Raw genomic sequence first — 14,565 nt, forward strand, 5'->3', positions numbered from 1 at the left:
GGAGCGGGCTTGCTCGCGAAGACGGCCTCCAGAACACCGCATCATTTATTGCTTGAACGCATACGCCCGCGCACAGGCCTCGATCAACGCTCGGACCAACGGCGGCAGAATGCCCTTGAGCGCGGCGCGTTCCGGTTGGAACAGCGTTGCGACAAAGAACGGATGATCTTTTAGCTCCACCGCCCGCAGCCCTCCGGTCGAATCGTGGCCCACCGCGTGCAACTGTTGTTTCAGTAGCTCCCGTTCAAACTCAGGATTCACACCATAACGGCAGCGATATCCCTCGCGAATTTCAGCGTTTTCGTACGCCTTGGCGATCAACGAGCCTTCAACCAAATGAATGCTGTCGACGGCTTCCACCAGCGAACAGGTCAGCGGCGTGAGTAACGCCCGCGTCGCATCGGGCGAGGTCTCGCCGTGTTCGGCATCGCTCCAGCCCAGAACGTTGCGGGCAAATTCGAGTACCGCATGCTGAAAACCGCCGCAAGTGCCGAGGAAAGGTCGCTGCTGCTCGCGGGCAAAACGGATCGCCCGTAACGCGCCGTCCATGTCGCGATAAGGGCTGGCGGGCACGCACCAGAAACCATCGAAGCCATCCAGTGGCGTATCGGCGTTGATGCCGTCGGTGGCCAACCATTGAAACTGTATGTCTTGGCCTGAGTGTTCGGCGGCCATGCCGAGGGCGACGGGGATGGCTTGGTGGGCGGTGACCTGTGGGTCATGATCGCCGATCAGGGCGATGCGGATGGCGCTGGTTTCCATGAGTGATCTCGACGCTTGTTGATTCCTGGCACCCACTATAGATTGGCGTTCACGCAATCAATATTGGCGTTATCCCAAGTGATCAATGCATCAGCGCACTATCGACTGGACTACCCGGACCTGTCCCTGATCCTCGCCCTGGTGCGCGGTGGCTCTCTGGCCCGGGCATCGGCGTTGTTGAAAGTCGATGTCTCGACGGTGTTTCGCGCCGTCCGCCGACTGGAAGCCGCGTTGGGTCAGCAACTGTTTGAAAAGAGCCGCGCCGGTTACCTGCCGACCACGCTGGCGCAGACCCTGGCCGAGCAGGCTGAGCGCGCCGAACAAGCGCTGGAGGCGGCGCGCATTGGCGTGGAGCAGGGCGGTGAAGTCATCAGCGGCACTGTGCGCCTGACCTGCACCGATTCAGTCCTGCAAAGTTTGTTGTTGCCGGCTCTGGCGCAGTTCATGCCGTCTTACCCGGCGCTGACCATTGAACTCTGCACCTCCAACGACTTTGCCAACCTCAGCCGTCGCGATGCCGACATCGCCTTGCGGCTGACCCGCACACCGCCCGAGCATTTGGTTGGCCGGCGGCTGGCGGATATTTCCTACCGGGTCTGTGCCAGCGCGGCCTATCTGCAATCGGTTGATTCCCACGACCTGGCCTCATTGACCTGGATCGCTCCGGACGACTTCCTGCCCGATCACCCCACCGTCGCCTGGCGTCGTCAACAATTGCCTGGCGTGACACCGGGTTATCGCTGCAACAGCATGTTATCGGTGACCGAGTTGGTACGGGCCGGGCTGGGTGTCGCGGCGTTGCCGGACTTCCTCATCGGTGATGGACTGCAACCGTTGACCGATCCCTTGCACGGTTACGACACCGCGCTGTGGTTGCTCACACGCCCAGACTGCCGTGCTTTGCGCTCGGTGGTGACGTTGTTTGATGAGTTGGGGCGTGCGCTGAAGTTGCCTTGAGTCGGATCACGCCTTCGGCGGCTCTTTGCCTACGAAGTGTTGATGCATTTCCGACGTCAGGCTTTCGATGCGCTCGGTCAGGGTCTTGGTGATTTCGGTGAGTCGGGTGTTTTGCTCCAGCAGCTCCATCAGTTGCGCGGTGTTTCGCGCGGCCTGGGCCTGACGTTCGCTGTTGGCCACGGCCAAGGCTTCACGATGTCGCGCATCGGCGTCTGACTGGGCCTTGTCCCGCGCCGCCTGACGCGTCTGGGCCAGCAGAATCAGCGGTGCGGCATAGGCCGCTTGCAGGCTGAACGCCAGGTTGAGCAGGATGAACGGGTACACATCGAAATCGGTCACGCCGGACAAGTTCAGGCAAATCCAGACCACCACAATCAGGGTCTGGGCGCCGAGAAAAGTCGGCGTGCCGAAGAATCGCGCAAAGGCCTCGGCGCGCAGGGCAAAACGGTCGGTACCGAAAGTAGGTGCCAGATGAGCGTGAGGGCGATGGAAGCGCAGGTGATCGACGGGGCCAGTGGGTTCGGTTTCGATTTCGCGGGTCGGGGTGCTCATGGTGCTCTCTGCATGGCCGCTGGGACTGAAGCTCACTATAGCCCCGGCGCCAGTTTCATTCTGAAACACATTTCGGTGTTTCTATTCAGAGCGATCGGTCAGCGATAAAACCGCGGACATTGTCATTTTTTGCAGCTCGATTCAGAGCTCATAACAGGCCAGGAACATGTCTAGCGCCGATTCCACGACGGTGTGCTGCATCTCGGGTGACAAGCCTGGCTGGCCCATGGATATCTGCGGCCAGAACGCAAAGGACTTGAGCAATCCATGGATCTGTTGCGCGGCGAAGTCAGGTGCGACCGGTTTCAATAGGCCATCGGCCTGGGCTGCGCGAATCCACACGGTCAGGCTTTCTTCGCGCGCTCCCATCCGGGCGACCATGTTTTGCGCACGCTCGGGAGAATGGATGGTGGCGGCAATCGCCACCCGTGCCAGATCGAGGAAATTGTCATCGGCCAGCATCTGCAGTTTCGCCTGCAACATCAGGCGCAACTGATCGCGAAGGGGCAGGTCAGGGTGGTAGGACATTTCCTGTTCGGCCGTCGCCCGCGTCCATAATTGATTAAGGATTTCGGCGAACAACTCTTCCTTGCTCGGGAAGTGGTTGTACACCGTGCGCTTCGACACGCCAGCGGTGGCGGCGATCTTGTCCATGCTGGTGATGTCGAAACCGTTGGCACGGAATTCGGCAATCGCCGCCTGGATGATGGCTTCGCGTTTTCGGTCGGTGAGGCGCTGTGGAGCTGTCATAAATACGCTTAAGCAGGAAGAAATGGGGAACTACACTTGGTAGTTTACTTGTGATCAGCTTTGATGCAACCTTGAAACTACACTGTGCAGTGTAATGTTTCGTTAATCCTGCGCAGCGAAAAATAGAATCTCCGGCTGATGCGTGCATGCCTTGGCCATTTATCGTCCCAAACGGAAAACCGTCAATCGTGCGGTTTTTCTGGAGTCATTCAGTCATGGCCACTTCAACTTCTCCAGCGGATAACGCCTCAACGCCTCAAGCTTCACGACAGGCTCAGGGGCAGTACCGAAATCATGCGCCCGTAAAACGCGAAGGATTTCGCAAAACCGTGCGCATCCTGTGGAACTTCATCTTCCACAAACCGCGCGACACCCGGCCATCCGCCCCGGTCCCGGTGCAAACCCTGACCCAGGCTGCGTTGATCGCCGCGCCCAACCACAGCGTCTATCGCCTCGGCCATTCCACGGTTCTGCTGAAGCTGCGGGACAAATTCTGGATCACCGACCCGGTCTTCGCCGAGCGCGCCTCTCCGGTGCAATGGGCCGGCCCGAAGCGTTTCCACCAGCCACCGATCAGCCTCGAAGACCTGCCGCCGATTGAAGCGGTGATCCTGTCCCACGATCACTATGACCACCTCGATTATCAGGCCGTCCTCAAGCTTGCGGACAAGACCCGATACTTCCTCACACCGCTGGGTGTGGGCGACACCCTGATCAAATGGGGTATCGATGCCAGCAAAGTGCGCCAACTGGATTGGTGGCAGAGTACCGAGGTCGATGGCCTTCAATTCGTCGCGACACCTTCGCAGCACTTTTCCGGTCGTGGCCTGTTCGACGGCAACAGCACCCTTTGGGCGTCGTGGGTGATGATCGACGGCGACACGAGGATCTTCTTCAGCGGCGACAGCGGCTACTTCGACGGCTTCAAACGCATCGGCGAACAGTACGGTCCATTCGACCTCACACTCATGGAAACCGGTGCCTACAACGTCGAGTGGCCGCATGTTCACATGCAGCCCGAGCAAACCCTGCAAGCGCACATAGACCTTAAAGGGCGCTGGTTGCTGCCAATCCACAACGGCACCTTCGACCTGTCGATGCACTCCTGGTACGAACCCTTCGACCGCATTTTGGCGTTGGCCTGGGAGCGGAACGTGTCAATCACCACGCCGCAGATGGGCGAAGCGTTCAATGTGAAGTATCCGCAGCGTGGTCGTACCTGGTGGCTGGATCTGGAAAATGAGATGAAGGAAGAAGGGCGCATGGCTTGTAGCGGCTACAAGTCTGGATGAACTTTCGTACAGCCCTAGCTCCTTGTTGCTGACAGTCGTTTCCTACGGCTTCGGTAGGCTGTTCGACGAGTGAAATGACTCACTCGTGATTAGCCATAACAAGGACGTGTTACATGAAAGGCATTTTCAAAAACCGCATGACGGTATTGGCGCAGACCCTGCTGCTGTCGGTCGCAGGTTCCGCTTACGCGGATAACTCCGCGCTCGAATACGCGAGCGTCAACGAACTCACTGCACGGATGGAGCGTCACGAGCTCACTTCCGTAGCGCTGGTGAAATACCTGCAGGCGCGTATCGAAACACTGGATAAACAAGGGCCGGCGATCAACGCGATCATGGAGCTCAATCCTCAGGCCATCGAGATTGCGACGGCGTTGGACAAGGAACGTGCGGACGGAAAGGTTCGTGGTCCGCTTCACGGCATTCCGGTTCTGCTTAAAGACAACGTCGACACCGCAGACAGGATGCAAACGAGCGCGGGTTCACTGGCCATGGTCGGTCAACCCGCGGCAAGCGATGCGTTTGTCGTCAAGCAACTGCGTGACGCCGGCGCGGTCATTCTCGGCAAAACCAACATGAGCGAATGGGCATACGTTCGGGAAATGGGCTTGCCCCATGGCTGGAGTGGCCGAGGTGGCCAAGGGAAAAATCCCCACGTGTTGGGCGCCGAAATGTGTGGCTCCAGTTCCGGTTCGGCCGCAGGCGTAGCCGCCGGGTTTGCACCGCTGGCCATTGCCACCGAAACCAATGGCTCGATCACTTGCCCGGCCTCGGCCAACGGCGTGGTGGGTGTGAAACCGACACTGGGGCTGTTCAGCCGCTCCGGCATCATTCCGATCACACGCCTGCAAGACACTCCCGGCACCATGACGCGCACCGTCCGTGACGCTGCGCTCATGTTCAACGCCCTGCAGGGTATCGATGCCTCGGACGCCGCAACCGGCGACACACCGGTGGGTATCGATTACACCGCATTGCTCGCTACGGACGCATTGAACGGCAAACGAATCGGTTACCCGATCGAGTACACGGGGCCGAACGGCACCGTGCTTCATCCCGATGTTCAATTCCAGAAGGCCCTGACCACGCTGCAAGAACAAGGCGCTACTCTGGTGCCATTAAAAGTCCGGCTGCCGGACATTGACGGTTACTTCAACGCACTCATGGCGGGCATGAAACATGAACTGCCCGAGTACCTCGCCAGCCGCCCCGGGCTGCCGATCAAAACGCTTCAAGCGTTGATCGACTTCAACGATCTCAATCCGGGCGCTGAAGGCTACGGTCAGCAGATGCTTAAAGAGATCAACGAACTGGACATGACCCGCGCGCAGGCGACTGAACTGTTCACGGCGTTCATGGCCGACTTCAAGGGCGCAATCGATGAGCAACTGACCGAGCACAATCTGGACGCCTTGGTCGCCGATGCCGATGGCTACTCGCAATTCTTTGCCGCAACGGCGGGCTACCCAGCGATCACACTCCCGTCGGGCATGAATGATGAAAATCTGCCCACCTCCGTGTTCTTTTACGGGCCGCGCTGGAGTGAACCTAAACTGCTGGCGTTGGCTTATAGCTATGAACAGGCTTCGTTAGCGCGCCAGAATCCGGCGTTTAAACAGCAGTAAAGGGATGTAACCGGGCCAGTGAGTTTGCGGTGTCACTGGTCCGGTATGTCATGCTCAAGCAGGGAAAGACATTCCTTCATCCTGGCTTCACCGACGTCGCGGAAGTCTCCACGCAATATCCCAGAAATAGTGGCTTGCGACAGACCCATAATTTCAGACGCCTGAACGTGAGTCAGGCGACGAGCCTTGATGACTTCATTCATTTTCGTGGCAAGTTCTGATTTGGCGCTCATATCGATTGCGTTATCCATTCCGAGATCGTCATAGACGTTCCCGCTGCTTTCTTCTATTTCAATCATTTCCTGATTCCATTTGTGTGATCCGCGCAACCCTTCAATCGATAACTTCACTCACTCAACCATCGCATAATCCGCCCGCCCCACCGGATCCGGCGTCGACCCTTTCACATTCATCCCTCTGCCCGGTGCAAACCCCGGGAAGAACACCAGACCTTGCGACTCAAACCGATACGCCAACGCCAGCCGGGTGACATCCAGCACATCACGTTCCGCTTCGAAGCGCTGAATGGCGTCAACCGAAACCCCGGATTCCTCGGACAGCTCTTCAACACTCCAGCCCAGCATCGCTCGGGCCTGGGCGCAGTGGGCGGGGGTGAACTGGAAGAGGGCGATACGTTCCAGGGTGATTTTCATCGCAAGAGTGGCCATGGTGTTCTCCGGGCTCGAGAGTGCTGATTCAAAATGTACTGTGTTTTTGTACAGTTGTTTTGAGCGCGGATCAAACTCATTTTTTTGATCGATTCTATTTTTCGCTCCGGCAGGAGCCTGGGAGCGACTACGCTGTTTCTATGCGGGATCCTGAACGCTCACGGCTTTCAGCTCCCGCAGCGGCAATGATTGAACGTCAGCTTTCTGATTTTCAACACAAGGAAAGGTGGCGTTTATGACGCAGTGCGTCACAGCGTTATGCGGGGAAGGGAATCATGAAAAGACTACGTCTGCTATGTGCCCTGATTGGTTTTACAAGTCTGCCCGTCGTGGCTGATATGGCATCGTTGAGCAAAGAGGCCTTTGTCAGCAACCTGATAAATCAAATGACCCTGGAGGAAAAAATCGGCCAACTGCGGCTGATCGCTATTGATGAAAAGATGACGCCCGAAAAAATACGCGAAGAGATCGCCGCCGGGCGAATCGGTGGGACGTACGGCTCTGTGAGCCGCTACGTGAACCGACCCATGCAAGACGCGGCTCAACAAAGCCGCCTGAAAATACCGATGTTTTTCGGCTGGGACGTGATACACGGCCATCGAACCATTTTCCCCATTGGCCTGGCATTGGCTTCCAGTTGGGATATTGGCGCTATCGAGTTGAGCGGTCGAACAGCGGCGAAAGAAGCCAGTGCGGACGGTATCGATCTGACCTTCGCCCCGATGATAGATATCGCTCGGGATCCTCGCTGGGGGCGCACCTCCGAAGGCTTCGGCGAAGACACCTATCTGGTTTCGCGCATTGCCAAGGCGATGGTTCAGGCCTATCAGGGCGCAAGCCCGAATGCACCCGACAGCATCATGGCCAGCGCCAAACACTTTGCATTGTATGGGGCTGTCGAAGGTGGACGCGACTACAACAGCGTCGACATGGGCCTGGCCAGGATGTACCAGGATTACCTGCCGCCTTATCGTTCGGCGATTGAAGGTGGCGCGGGGGCGATGATGGTGGCGCTTAACTCGATAAATGGCGTGCCAGCCGCTTCCAATGCATGGTTGATGCAAGACCTGCTGCGCAAAGCATGGGGCTTCAAGGGGCTGGTCATCAGCGACCATAACGGGATAAACGATCTGGTTCAGCATGGTGTCGCGAAGAATCACCGCGAAGCGGCCAGGCTCGCGATCAGGGCTGGCGTTGATATGAGCATGAACGACTTCTCCTATGGTCCGGAGCTATCGGGGCTGCTTGAGTCGGGTGCTATTTCCCAGAGCAATATTGATAACGCGGTGCGGGAAGTGCTGGGTGCCAAGTACGACATGGGGCTGTTCGAAGACCCTTACCGACGCATCGGCATTGCCAGTGAAGACCCGGCCGATAACAACGCCGAAAACCGTCTGCACAGAGCGCAGGCCCGAGAGGTGGCACGCAAGACATTGGTGCTGCTGAAGAATGAAAACGGGCTCTTGCCGCTAAAAAAAGAGGGCACGATCGCACTTATAGGCCCGTTGGCAAAAAGTACCGTCGACATCATGGGCAGTTGGTCCGCAAGCGGCGTGGCCGCGCAATCGGTGACGATCTACGATGGCCTGAAAAACGCGATGAACCAGGGCTCGCTGATCTATGCCCGAGGCGCCAATCTCGAGGAGGATCAGGAGGTCGTTAAATACCTGGAATACCAGGGCGTGTCCGAAATCGCGAACGACCCTCGTCCGGCAGCAGAAATGATTGACGAAGCGGTCAAGGCTGCACAGCAAGCCGATGTCGTGATTGCAGTGGTGGGCGAGCCACGCAGTATGTCTCATGAGGCGGCCAGTCGAACCAGCCTCGATCTGCCTGGGAGGCAGAGTGAATTGATCACTGCCCTGAAAGCCACCGGCAAGCCGCTGGTACTGGTCTTGATGAACGGCCGGCCACTGTCCATCGGCAAGGAGCAGAAACAGGCCGATGCGATTCTGGAAACCTGGTACAGCGGCTCCGAAGGCGGCAACGCCATTGCCGATGTGTTGTTCGGCGACTACAACCCGTCCGGCAAGTTACCCATCACCTTTCCACGCTCCGTGGGACAGATCCCCAATTACTACAGCCACTTGAACACCGGTCGCCCCTACATAGTGGGTGCGCTTCGTAACTACACGTCTCAATATTTCGATCAATCCTATGGGCCGCTTTATCCCTTCGGCTATGGACTGAGTTATACCGATTTCAGCCTGAGCGACATGGCGTTGTCTTCGACCACACTGAGCAAGACCGACAACCTCGTCGCCAGCGTCATGGTCAAGAACATCGGCCAGCGCGACGGCGAAACAGTGGTTCAGCTGTATATCCGCGATGTCGTTGGATCTGTCAGCCGACCGGTCAAAGAACTGAAGAACTTTCAAAAAATCATGCTCAAGGCCGGAGAGGAAAAAGCAGTCCACTTCAGCATTGATGAGAACGATTTGAAATTCTTCAACTCCCAGTTGGAATACGCCGCCGAGCCGGGCGAATTCCGGGTGCAAATCGGCCTGGATTCCCAGGATGTGAAGGAGCAGAGTTTTGAGCTGCTGTCAGAACAAGGCAGTGGTTAAGACCAAGCGCAGAACCTGTAGGAGCGAGGCTTGCCCGCGAAGAATGCACCGCGGTTTCTCAGGTATTACGCGTCATCGTTCTTCGCGGGCAAGCCTCGCTCCTACAGGTTCTGCGCTTGCCGCGAGCTCGCTATTTCGCCCCCTCCAACCAAACGGAAGGTGCCTGCCCCAGCACGCGACGAAACATCGTCGAGAACGCCGCCGGGCTGTCATAGCCAAAATCCAGGGCAATCCGCGTCACTGGCGTGCCCACCGCCAGCCGCGCCAAAGCCAGTACCACACAGGCCCGCTGCCGCCATTGGCTGAAACTCAACCCGGTCTGTTGGCGAAACAGGCGATTGAAAGTACGCAAACTGATGTGCAACTGATCAGCCCATTGTTGCGGCGATTGATGAGCGTTCGGATGCTGGAGAAACATCTGACACAACCCAAGCAGCCGCGAATCCAGGGGTAGCGGAATGTGTAACGGCAAGTGAGCACTACGGGCCAACTCGTGCAGCAGCAAGTCGATCAACGCACCATCGCGCCCGGCTTCGTCGTACTCCAGCGCAACCTCCACCGCCTCCATCAGCAAATGCCGCATCAACGGCGAAACACTGATCACCTGACAGCGATTGCCCAAATCAACCGCCCCCGGTTCGATGTACAAGCTGCGAGTGCTCACCCCCAGCATCAACACCTCATGCGCCACCCCCGGCGGAATCCACACCGCCCGCTGCGGCGGCACCACCCAATTGCCGTCGTGCGTACTCACCTGCATCACCCCGGTGGCGCCGTACAACAACTGCGCCCGCCGATGGGTATGGCGCGGCAATAGATGACCGTCGGGGTAATCCGTGCCGATGGCCACCACCAGCCGTGGCGTAGCGTCCAACAGATCAATCGAAACATTGCGCATCAAGCGGTATCCAGCGGTTGGCGTAAACGCAAACATTATTGGCTGACTTGCTGAGGCAGGCCAAGCCCGAATACCAATAAGTTAAGAGCACTCCATGTGGGAGCGGGCTTGCTCGCGAAGACGGCGGCACAGCCAACATTAATGTCGCCTGACACACCGCTTTCGCGAGCAAGCCCGCTCCCACAATGGATTGCTCTTACTTAACTTACCGGCGATAGGCCAAGTCCCATCGCTCTATCGTCGGCCACTCTCAACCAACGGACGATGCGCGATGTTCTTCTACCTCTTGCTGGCACTCTTCGGCTGCATGACCGGTGTCACCGCCGTGCTGTTCGGCTTCGGCGGCGGATTCGTCGTCGTGCCCTTGCTGTATCGCATGCTCACGGCCAGCCACGGCGCCGACGACCCCATCAGCCAATCGGCGATGCACATCGCCGTAGCCACCTCGACCTGCGTAATGATCGTCAACGCCCTGATCGCCACCGCAAAACACCACCGCGCCGGTAATCTCATTCGCCATTACGTGTGGCCGTTGGGCGGGTTCATCGGCCTGGGTGCCATCGTCGGAGCTGTTGCAGCGATGTGGGCAAGTGGTGAGCTGATCCGTTTTGCGTTCATCGCCTACCTCGGCGTGACGATTCTGGATTGCCTGTTCCGACGCGGTTTTCTCACACAGTCCGACACCGTAATCCCACGGCGATTGGGCAGGGCAGAAGTGTCGGGCGGCGGTGTAGGCATCGGCACCATCGCCACGTTTCTCGGCGTAGGCGGCAGCGTCATGACCGTGCCGCTGCTGCGGCGTTGTGGGCTGAGCATGTCCAAGGCGACGTCCATGGCCAATCCGTTGAGTCTGCCGGTTGCGCTGGCTGGGACGCTGACTTACATGGCAATGGCGGGGGTTACCGAGTTTGATCTTGGGGTGTGGTTTGTCGGTTATGTGGATTTGCTGGCATTTGCGGTGTTGACGCTTGGGGCGTTGGTGGGGATTCGGCTGGCCACGCCGTGGATCGGGCGGATACCGGATCGGGTGCATGCGCGGGTATATATTGGTCTGTTGGTTTTGGTGATGCTCAGTATGTGCGCCAAGTGAGGTTGGAATCAGTCGGCTAATTCGCAAGAATAGGCCTTCGCACTGTTCAAGATTTCACGCAGGAGAATGTCATGCCGATCCTCGAAAGCGACTGGAAGAAATTCAAGGAACTGCGCAAGATTGCGCTCGATCGATTCTGCCAAGGTGTTCTTGCCGATGCCAAGACGATTGCACAACATGGTGCTCTTTCGGCACATGCTCGCTATGGGATGCTTTACGGCCTGATCCAGGATCGGAACAAGGACATGGCCCAGGCCTTTGACCATAACAGTCAATCCCGTTCCAGTGCGCTCAGAGGCTTGTGGTTGATGGTCATGCACGACTTGCTGACCGACGCCGAATTATCAGTTCTCAGCGAAGGTGCGCTGAACTACATCTCGGAGGTTGTTCGCCAACCCTATGAGCTTGAATGGGTTGACGAGATCGTGAGACAGGACTGATCTTCAACTGCAAGCGGCCAGCACCTTCTTAAGCCGCGGATTCTCGGACGTTGATTCACCATAATTCGCGGCAATATTTCGTGAGCAGACGCTCACTTCTTTCAAGGATGATTTGATGTTCAAAGGATTGCGCTTCGCCCCCTGCGCCACGTTATTACTCGCGTTCTGTTCGACAGCCGATGCCGAAGGCTACAATCGCGTCTTCACCGGCACCCTGGGCAAGATGCCGATCGTGCTGGAACTCAACACCAACCAGCCGGACGAAGTCACCGGCCGCTACTTCTATGAAAAGTACCATCGCGACCTGGAGCTGAGCGGCTCACTGCAAGAAGAGACCCTGACGCTAACCGAAGGCAACAACCGCTACGGCGAAGACAAACCCCAGCCAACCCTGAAGCTGCAAGAAACGGCCAACGGCTGGCAAGGCGAATGGAAAAGCCACAAGGGCAAAGTCCTTCAAATGCAGTTGACCGAGGCCACGCTCCCAACACCGGCGGCAGACGCCTTGCCCTTCATCGCCGCGCTGCCGAAAAGCGACCCCTACGAATATCTTCGCCTGCAAGGCTTGAAGCTCAAACCGGGCAAGAAAGAGTCCTTCATGGGTTACGACCTGCAATGGTGGACGCAGCCCGAGTCCAGTCTCTCCATGTTCAGCGTTGAGTCCGGCTACCCCAAAGCCGACCAACAGCGGATCAATCAGCAATTGTTGGAGCGGCTCTGGAGCGAAGTCATCAGCTATCACGGCTGTTTGCTGCAAGGTGGGCAATATGCCGAGTTCGACCAAGGTGTCACCCCCAAATTCCTATCGCCCGATGTGGTCAGCCTAAGCATCGCCACCAGCTACAGCTGCGGCGGCGCTCACCCGGATTTTGGCGATTCACCGATCAACCTCGACGTTCACACCGGTCATAGCCTGTCGCTGGACGACGTGTTGTGGGTGGGCAACGGCAAGCCACTGCTGCACGCCGATCGCGACAGCGCGGGCGATACATCCTTGACCGAGGAAGAGGGGAACACGCGATTCACCTATCATCGCGAAGTGTTCGTACCGTGGCTGATCAAGCAATTCACCGCGCTGTACCCCGACGATATGCAGAAGCCGGTGGACGAGGACAGTTGCGACTACACCGACGAAAGCGTTTGGGGTTATTCCAACTGGCACTTCACCGCGAAAGGTCTGTACCTGGGCCCGTACTTCGCCCGCGTGCAACGCAATTGCGATGATCCGGGCTGGTCAGTGCTGCCGTACGCCGTGGTCAAGCAACATCCTGGCGCGGTCAAACTCGAACTGCCTCAGGACTAATCCCTGGCCCGCCGCCAAAAGATAAAGCCGAAGGACTTCGAGGATGATCTTGAAGGGCAGCAAGGCATCATTTTCTTCAAAGACCTCTGGCGCCGCGGAAGCGAGACCATCGGCAATCGCAGTGGCGATCATATTTTCCATTGAGGGCAGTTTCTCCGACTACCACGAGTCGAAGGAAATATGGTTTTGGAAGGTCATATGAAAATTGTTAAAGGGGCATTGTTCGTCATCCTTATGGTTGCCTTGGCCGTTGGGGCATTTAATTTGTTATTCGTGGCAGTGTCTGACTACTTTGGGCCGTTCTACGACAGTGAAGCGGACCAACGTCGGAACTTTGCAATTTGGCTTTTGGGTAATGCGGGGGTTGGGATGCTTTCGATTGTTATGGGGGGTGTTTTGTATCGGCGTCATCTGCGCAGAGCACGTGTTTGAACGACACGATGGCCGCCGTCCCCACGCAATATCAGCCACAGCAATAACGCTGTGACCCCGATTACTTACCCGCCAACCCCGGCGCTTCACGAATGATGAAGTGATCCAGGTTCTCAATATTGGCACTGAACACCCCGAACGTCTGTTCGGGGTTTTTCTTGCTCGGCACCTGCTTCAACTCCGGCGTCACGCCATAGAAGAAGCAATACAACTCGGCGTCACTGTCGACCGCGTGCTTGATCTCTTCCAGAAACGCCTTGCGCTTGCGGTAGTTGTCGATCAGCTTCTTGCTCAAATAAACGTTCACCGAGTAAGGCTTCTTCTTCGCCTCGTCCGGTTGCTTGAACCAGACCTTCTGCTCGAAATCGATGCGAAAGCTCTGTGTGTAATCCTTGATCTCCTTGATCTTGCCCCAGTAAATCAGCCCCTTGTTGTCCTGCAGATACTCGATCTTCTTGAAGAACGACCCATAAGGCGCCGAGTGCTCGCCAATCTTCAGCGGCATGCGCTTGAGCAGCTCCTTGTCCTCGAAGTTCGACACAAAACACTCCACCGGGTGGGCGAAGACACTGGTCTTGTCCGGCGCCGACTCCCGGCTCGGATGCTCGACGTTACTGGCCGCTGAAGCTGGTTTTGGGTCATCCCGCATGACATCCGCCGCCACCGCCGGGCTCGCAGGCTTACGCACATACTCACGCCGAGTCAGCAGCAACTCCGACGGAAAATGCTCCTCGCGACTGTCATCCGATTCCGCACCGTCCATCTCCAGGCCTGACGCCGGCGTCCTCAGACTGACATAAGGACAACCCTCGACATGCCGCGTGCTGGGAATGTTCTTGAAGTGCGGCGTGCGCATGTAATTCACATTCTTGGCGTTGAACGTCCCCAACACGTTGGCCGCATCAAACGCCGAACGGCAAGCATCGTTGGGGCACTGGAAATGCTCCTTGGCGGAATCGAACTCCATCGTCTCGTCGAAATTCAAATCGCGCACGTCATAGATCGACAGCTTGTCGTCGAGGCTGAGGCAGTAGGCGAGGTCGAATTTCATGGCGGGCCCGGGTCCAAAAATTGGGAAATCTGTTATACCTTCTGCAGAAGCCTTTTACGAGGGGGTGTATATCAATTGAGGTATTAACTTGTTTTGGTGAGTAATCTATCTGATTTATTTTGTTCGGGGGGGCTGTATTTTCGTTAGTTAAGGTCTGGTCGGTGGTGGTTTTTTATTT

15 protein-coding genes are annotated in these 14,565 nt (G+C 57.3%); 8 read left to right on the forward strand and 7 right to left on the reverse strand.

The features are described 5' to 3' along the window. Nucleotides 1-45 precede the first annotated feature (45 nt). Nucleotides 46-762 (reverse strand): CTP synthase C-terminal region-related (seleno)protein, encoded by a 717-nt coding sequence (locus tag PMI30_RS14900; RefSeq protein WP_008009888.1) that lies wholly within the window; start codon nucleotides 760-762, stop codon nucleotides 46-48. 15 nt (nucleotides 763-777) lie between these two features. On the opposite strand from PMI30_RS14900, the gene PMI30_RS14895 reads away from it, so the two are divergent. Continuing rightward, nucleotides 778-1,719, forward strand: a complete 942-nt coding sequence (locus PMI30_RS14895; protein ID WP_008009890.1) for a LysR family transcriptional regulator — start codon at nucleotides 778-780, stop codon at nucleotides 1,717-1,719. A 6-nt stretch (nucleotides 1,720-1,725) separates the two neighbouring features. On the opposite strand, the gene PMI30_RS14890 is transcribed toward PMI30_RS14895, so the two are convergent. Both PMI30_RS14890 and PMI30_RS14885 read right to left on the reverse strand, forming a co-directional pair. Further along, entirely contained in the window at nucleotides 1,726-2,271 is a 546-nt protein-coding gene (locus PMI30_RS14890; RefSeq protein WP_008009891.1) for a DUF1003 domain-containing protein, read from the reverse strand. Between the two features lie 141 nt (nucleotides 2,272-2,412). Beyond that, entirely contained in the window at nucleotides 2,413-3,021 is a 609-nt protein-coding gene (locus PMI30_RS14885; RefSeq protein WP_008009893.1) for a TetR/AcrR family transcriptional regulator, read from the reverse strand. Between the two features lie 215 nt (nucleotides 3,022-3,236). Between PMI30_RS14885 and PMI30_RS14880 the strand changes: the two genes are divergently transcribed. After that, complete coding sequence (locus PMI30_RS14880) at nucleotides 3,237-4,313, forward strand: MBL fold metallo-hydrolase (RefSeq protein WP_008009895.1); 1,077 nt, start codon at nucleotides 3,237-3,239, stop codon at nucleotides 4,311-4,313. 113 nt (nucleotides 4,314-4,426) lie between these two features. Further along, entirely contained in the window at nucleotides 4,427-5,938 is a 1,512-nt protein-coding gene (locus PMI30_RS14875) for an amidase family protein (protein WP_008009898.1), read from the forward strand. Between the two features lie 32 nt (nucleotides 5,939-5,970). Here PMI30_RS14875 and PMI30_RS14870 read toward each other — a convergent pair whose 3' ends face one another. Beyond that, entirely contained in the window at nucleotides 5,971-6,237 is a 267-nt protein-coding gene (locus tag PMI30_RS14870; RefSeq protein ID WP_008009899.1) for a helix-turn-helix domain-containing protein, read from the reverse strand. 51 nt (nucleotides 6,238-6,288) lie between these two features. Further along, complete coding sequence (locus tag PMI30_RS14865) at nucleotides 6,289-6,606, reverse strand: helix-turn-helix domain-containing protein (RefSeq protein WP_007898784.1); 318 nt, start codon at nucleotides 6,604-6,606, stop codon at nucleotides 6,289-6,291. Nucleotides 6,607-6,944: 338 nt separating this feature from the next. Here PMI30_RS14865 and bglX point away from each other — a divergent pair, with 338 nt between their 5' ends. Next, the gene (gene bglX, locus PMI30_RS14860) at nucleotides 6,945-9,173 is read left to right on the forward strand and encodes a beta-glucosidase BglX (RefSeq protein WP_443216303.1); all 2,229 of its coding nucleotides are present in this window, start codon (nucleotides 6,945-6,947) and stop codon (nucleotides 9,171-9,173) included. Between the two features lie 130 nt (nucleotides 9,174-9,303). Here bglX and PMI30_RS14855 read toward each other — a convergent pair whose 3' ends face one another. Beyond that, nucleotides 9,304-10,071, reverse strand: coding sequence for an AraC family transcriptional regulator (locus tag PMI30_RS14855; protein ID WP_008009904.1), 768 nt, complete (start codon nucleotides 10,069-10,071; stop codon nucleotides 9,304-9,306). Between the two features lie 271 nt (nucleotides 10,072-10,342). Here PMI30_RS14855 and PMI30_RS14850 point away from each other — a divergent pair, with 271 nt between their 5' ends. The 4 genes from PMI30_RS14850 to PMI30_RS14835 all read left to right on the forward strand — a co-directional run bounded on the left by PMI30_RS14850 (nucleotide 10,343) and on the right by PMI30_RS14835 (nucleotide 13,336). Next, a complete protein-coding gene (locus PMI30_RS14850; RefSeq protein WP_008009905.1) occupies nucleotides 10,343-11,161 on the forward strand; it encodes a sulfite exporter TauE/SafE family protein in 819 nt (272 codons plus the stop codon). Between the two features lie 71 nt (nucleotides 11,162-11,232). Beyond that, nucleotides 11,233-11,601 (forward strand): hypothetical protein, encoded by a 369-nt coding sequence (locus PMI30_RS14845; protein ID WP_007898793.1) that lies wholly within the window; start codon nucleotides 11,233-11,235, stop codon nucleotides 11,599-11,601. A 115-nt stretch (nucleotides 11,602-11,716) separates the two neighbouring features. Then, nucleotides 11,717-12,904, forward strand: coding sequence for a hypothetical protein (locus PMI30_RS14840; RefSeq protein WP_008009907.1), 1,188 nt, complete (start codon nucleotides 11,717-11,719; stop codon nucleotides 12,902-12,904). A gap of 198 nt (nucleotides 12,905-13,102) precedes the next feature. After that, on the forward strand, nucleotides 13,103-13,336 hold the full coding sequence (locus PMI30_RS14835; RefSeq protein ID WP_032835467.1) for a hypothetical protein: 234 nt from the start codon (nucleotides 13,103-13,105) through the stop codon (nucleotides 13,334-13,336). Nucleotides 13,337-13,397: 61 nt separating this feature from the next. Here the strand turns inward: PMI30_RS14835 and PMI30_RS14830 are convergent, their stop codons facing one another. Next, nucleotides 13,398-14,387, reverse strand: a complete 990-nt coding sequence (locus PMI30_RS14830; protein WP_008009913.1) for a hypothetical protein — start codon at nucleotides 14,385-14,387, stop codon at nucleotides 13,398-13,400. Nucleotides 14,388-14,565 lie beyond the last annotated feature (178 nt).

This window comes from Pseudomonas sp. GM50 (assembly GCF_000282375.1).
Classification (GTDB): domain Bacteria; phylum Pseudomonadota; class Gammaproteobacteria; order Pseudomonadales; family Pseudomonadaceae; genus Aquipseudomonas.

Coding starts and splice junctions, on each gene's coding strand:
- PMI30_RS14880 (WP_008009895.1), top strand. CDS start 3,237: ATGGCCACTTCAACTTCTCCAGCGGATAACGCCTCAACGCCTCAAGCT.
- PMI30_RS14850 (WP_008009905.1), top strand. CDS start 10,343: ATGTTCTTCTACCTCTTGCTGGCACTCTTCGGCTGCATGACCGGTGTC.
- bglX (WP_443216303.1), top strand. CDS start 6,945: ATGGCATCGTTGAGCAAAGAGGCCTTTGTCAGCAACCTGATAAATCAA.
- PMI30_RS14870 (WP_008009899.1), bottom strand. CDS start 6,237: ATGATTGAAATAGAAGAAAGCAGCGGGAACGTCTATGACGATCTCGGA.
- PMI30_RS14900 (WP_008009888.1), bottom strand. CDS start 762: ATGGAAACCAGCGCCATCCGCATCGCCCTGATCGGCGATCATGACCCA.
- PMI30_RS14875 (WP_008009898.1), top strand. CDS start 4,427: ATGAAAGGCATTTTCAAAAACCGCATGACGGTATTGGCGCAGACCCTG.
- PMI30_RS14830 (WP_008009913.1), bottom strand. CDS start 14,387: ATGAAATTCGACCTCGCCTACTGCCTCAGCCTCGACGACAAGCTGTCG.
- PMI30_RS14855 (WP_008009904.1), bottom strand. CDS start 10,071: ATGCGCAATGTTTCGATTGATCTGTTGGACGCTACGCCACGGCTGGTG.
- PMI30_RS14840 (WP_008009907.1), top strand. CDS start 11,717: ATGTTCAAAGGATTGCGCTTCGCCCCCTGCGCCACGTTATTACTCGCG.
- PMI30_RS14885 (WP_008009893.1), bottom strand. CDS start 3,021: ATGACAGCTCCACAGCGCCTCACCGACCGAAAACGCGAAGCCATCATC.
- PMI30_RS14845 (WP_007898793.1), top strand. CDS start 11,233: ATGCCGATCCTCGAAAGCGACTGGAAGAAATTCAAGGAACTGCGCAAG.
- PMI30_RS14865 (WP_007898784.1), bottom strand. CDS start 6,606: ATGGCCACTCTTGCGATGAAAATCACCCTGGAACGTATCGCCCTCTTC.
- PMI30_RS14890 (WP_008009891.1), bottom strand. CDS start 2,271: ATGAGCACCCCGACCCGCGAAATCGAAACCGAACCCACTGGCCCCGTC.
- PMI30_RS14835 (WP_032835467.1), top strand. CDS start 13,103: ATGAAAATTGTTAAAGGGGCATTGTTCGTCATCCTTATGGTTGCCTTG.